Genomic DNA, 4,020 nt, shown 5'->3' with positions numbered 1-4,020 from the left:
CCCGCCAACGTGGCTCAGGACGCGGCCGGTAACGGCAATACCGCAGCAGCCAGCCAGTTCACCATCACCTACGCCCAACCCCTAACGGCTGCCCCGGTGGTGATCGCCCCGGCCAATGGTTCGCTGCTCAGTAACGGCACGCCGTCCTATGCCGGTACCGCACCAGCCAACAGCACCATAACCGTATATGTCGATGGCACCCCCATCGGCACGACCACCGCCAGCAACGGGAGCTGGAACCTGACCCAGCCGGTTAACCTGGCCGAAGGATCACATACCGTCAACGCAACGGCCCGGCTCAGCGGTCAGGTGGTCAGCCCGACCGGCAACACCAATACCTTTACCATCGACGCGACCCCACCGACGGTCACCCTGACGGGGCCGGCTGCTACCTCCGTCGCGCAAATCTCCCTGACGGTTACCTTTTCGGAAGCCGTTACGGGCTTCAGCCTGGGCGACGTAAGCGTGACCAATGGCACCCTCAACAGCCTCTCGGGCAGCGGCACAACGTTTACCCTGACGCTGACGGCCACCGCCAGTGGTCCCCTAACGGTCAGCGTGCTGGCCAACACGGTCCAGGATCTGGCCGGTAACGGTAACCTGGCGGCCAGCCCCTTTACCATTCAGTACACCCCTAACAACGCCCCCACCGCTATAGCCCTGAGCGGAACGACCGTGGCCGAGAATCAGCCCGGCGGTACGGTGGTTGGCTCGCTGAGCTCGACCGATGCGGATGTACCCGCCCAGACCTTTACCTATGCCCTGGTCAACGGCAGCGGTGACGCCGATAACGGGGCGTTCAGCCTGCAGGACAACACGCTGCGGACGGCGGTCAGCTTCGACTTTGAAACCAAAGCCAGTTACACCATCCGGGTCCGTACCACCGACAGTGGTACACCGGCTCAGTCGTACGAAACCAGCTTCACGATCGCCGTTAGTAACCGCAATGAACTGACGGTAAACCGGGCAAGTCAAACCAATGTCAGCTGTAACGGCGGTAGCAACGGCACGGCAACGGTCACGGTTAGCGGGGAAACGGGCCCCTACACCTACGACTGGTCGCCGGGTACACCGACCGGCGACGGGACCGCTACCATCCAGGGAGTAGCGGCTGGTACGTACTCCGTACTGGTGACTGCGGCTAATGGCTTTACCGCCACCACGAGTGCCCTAATCACTCAACCCGCTCCGGTGGTCGTAACGATCAGCCCGGCCAGCACGGCGGTCTGTGGTGGTACGGTTCAACTCACGGCGAATACGGCCGCCACTAGCCCCAGCTTCGTTTGGACGGGCACCACCCCCACCACCGGAGCCTCGGTCGAAGTGACCAGCACGGGCGTCTATTCGGTAACACTCACCGATAGCCAGGGGTGTCAGGCTACTGCCACGACGTCCGTGACGGTCAATGCCGTACCCAGCCCTACCCTGGTCAGCAGCGGTGAACTGAGTTGCACGACCCCGACCGTGACCTTAACGGCGGGGGGCGGCACCCGTTACGCCTTCAGTGGGGGAGCCAATCCCATCGGCGGCAGTACCGGTAATACGGCCACGGTAACCAGCCCGGGCCTCTACTCGGTGACCGTGAGTAGCGCCGAGGGATGCACCAGCACCACCAGCGTGATGGTGAGTCAGAATGTTAGCCAGCCCAGCGTAAGTCTCAACCCCACCAGTGGGGTGTTGACCTGCACCAACCCCACGCTGACGCTGCGGGCGACGAGCCCGGTTTCCGATCTGCGGTGGAGTACGGGGGCTACCGGTACCAGCATCCCGGTCAGTGTGGCGGGTACTTACTCGGTGACGGCCACGGGGACAAATGGCTGTCAGAGTACGGCCAGTGCGTCCATCACCAGCGATCAGGCCCTACCCATCGTCCAGATTACTCCCTCGTCGGCTACGCTGACCTGCGCCAATCCGTCGGCTACCTTAGCCGTCACGGGCGGTGGCTCGATTGTGTGGAGTACCGGATCGACCCAGCCCCAGATTATCGTGAGCACCGCCGGGGTGTACTCGGTGAGCGTGACCGCAGCTAATGGCTGCCAGGGCACCACGCAGGCTTCCATTGAAGCGGACTTTACGCTGGCGGCACCCCCACTAACGGCTTCGTCGCTCAGTACGTCGGGGGAGCCCATCTCGGTGACGGCCACGGGTTGCGCCGGCACACTGAGCTGGCTTTCCCAGGGCGGGACGGGTAGCGCGGTTGGCTCGATCTACACCTTTACCCAGCCGGGTAATTATACCTTGTCGGCCACCTGCACGGTAGGCACCTGCACGAGTCCGGCGGCTCCCTCGCTTGCCCTGCAAATCCGGCCCGGTGGCTTCGCCATCACGGGCGTGAGTCCGGTGAGTTGTCAGCTGCTGGATGCGGGCCGGGGCCAGTACGAAGTTCGCTTTACGCCCCAGTATGCCGGCGTATCGGGTACCATCCGCTTCGCCGTCGTTAACGAGTTGGCGTCCACGACGGCCCCCGGGCCCTACGCCCTGCGGCTCTACAGCGATAATCCAATGATTACGCTGGTGGCTACTCAGAGCGGTAGCCCCGAAGCCCGCTTTGTCTACCACTGGCTGGCGGCCTGTTCGGTGGGTACCCCGCCCAACCGCCCGCCCGTGGCCCGTACGATTCCCGACCAGACCCTGCCCCAGGGCCAGGCCTTCAGCCTGGAGCTGACCGACTACATCACGGATCCCGATGGACAGCCCCTGACCTTCTCGGCCAGCGGACTGCCCGCCGACCTGAGCCTGAACGGTAGCCGTATCAGCGGAACAGCCGCCACCACTGGCGTCAGTACGATTGCCGTCACGGCGCTGGATCCGGCCGGTCTACAGGTAACAGCCACTTACCGCCTGACGGTCACCCCGGTGATCAGCACCCCGGCCGGCTTTACCATCGTGGGCGTCACGACCGTGAGCTGCCAGACGCTGTCGGTGGGCCAGCGGGAAATCCGTTTCCTGCCCCAGTACGGGGGGCTCAATGGCCAGCCGATCACCTTCCAGGTGGCTAACGAACTGACCCCCACGACCCAGGCCGGTCCCTACACCCTGCGCCTGTACACCGACAATCCGATCATCTCCCTGCAGGCCGCCCAGAGTGGTAGTGCCGCGCCCGCCACTTTCCGCTACAACTGGCTGGCGGGTTGTGGTGCCGGTACCACGCCACCCCCCAGTAATGGGGCTCCGGTGGTGAGCAGCGGGGTGAGCAACCAGACCGCTATGGTGGGTCAGGGCTACACCCTGTTCATTCCGGGCGGCACCTTCACCGATCCCGATGGGGATGCGCTGACCTTGAGTGCAACGGGTTTACCGGCGGGACTCACCTTCTCGGGCAGCACCCTGACGGGGACGCCCGCTACGACGGGTGTGTCGACGGTGACGCTGACGGCGCGTGACCCGGCGGGCCTGTCGGCGAGTTTAACCTTTATTCTAACCGTCCTGCCCGCCACGAGTATCCCGCCCAGTACGGACTTTGCCATTACAGGCGTGAATACAGTCCAGTGCGAGGTGATCAGTGCTGGTCAGCGCCGGGTGAGCTTTACTCCGCAGTACGGTGGGGTAAGCGGTACACCGATTAGCTTCTCGGTGGTCAACGAACTCTCGCTTACGACGGCCCCAGGTCCTTACACCCTGTCGTTGTACACCGACAACCCGATTATCACCCTGAAAGCGCAGCAGGGCTCCTCGCTGGCTAGTTACAGTTACGATTGGCTGGCCGCCTGTAATGCTCGTGGTCGGCAGGGCGTGTCCGAGATGGAGCGCTCGCTCAGTGTGAGGGTGCTGGGCAACCCGGTGACGGGTGATGTAGTCCGGGTAGAGGTGCAGGGAGCCAAAGGCCAGCCCTTGCAGTTGACCTTAATCAACCTGCAGGGTCAAGTGGTGAGTGAGCGGGTGGTGGAGCGGGCTGGGTTGGTGGAGACCCAAAGCCTATCGCTTAGCGCCCAGCCCGCCGGTCTGCTGTTGCTGCGGGTCAGTACACCCAGTCAAAGCCAGATACTGAAAGTGCTCAACCGGTAGGCAGCGTTTACCAGG

1 protein-coding gene is annotated in these 4,020 nt (G+C 63.7%); it reads left to right on the top strand.

The annotated features are described in order from the left end of the window. On the top strand, positions 1–4,005 hold a 4,005-nt coding region (locus FH603_RS27670; protein WP_186742510.1), incomplete at its 5' end, for a putative Ig domain-containing protein. Between the last annotated feature and the right edge of the window lie 15 nt (positions 4,006–4,020).

It is taken from the genome of Spirosoma utsteinense (assembly GCF_014282275.1).
Classification (GTDB): Bacteria; Bacteroidota; Bacteroidia; order Cytophagales; family Spirosomataceae; genus Spirosoma; species Spirosoma utsteinense.
Note: the sequence above shows the minus strand (reverse complement) of the source record. Positions and strands in the feature narration are given on the sequence as shown.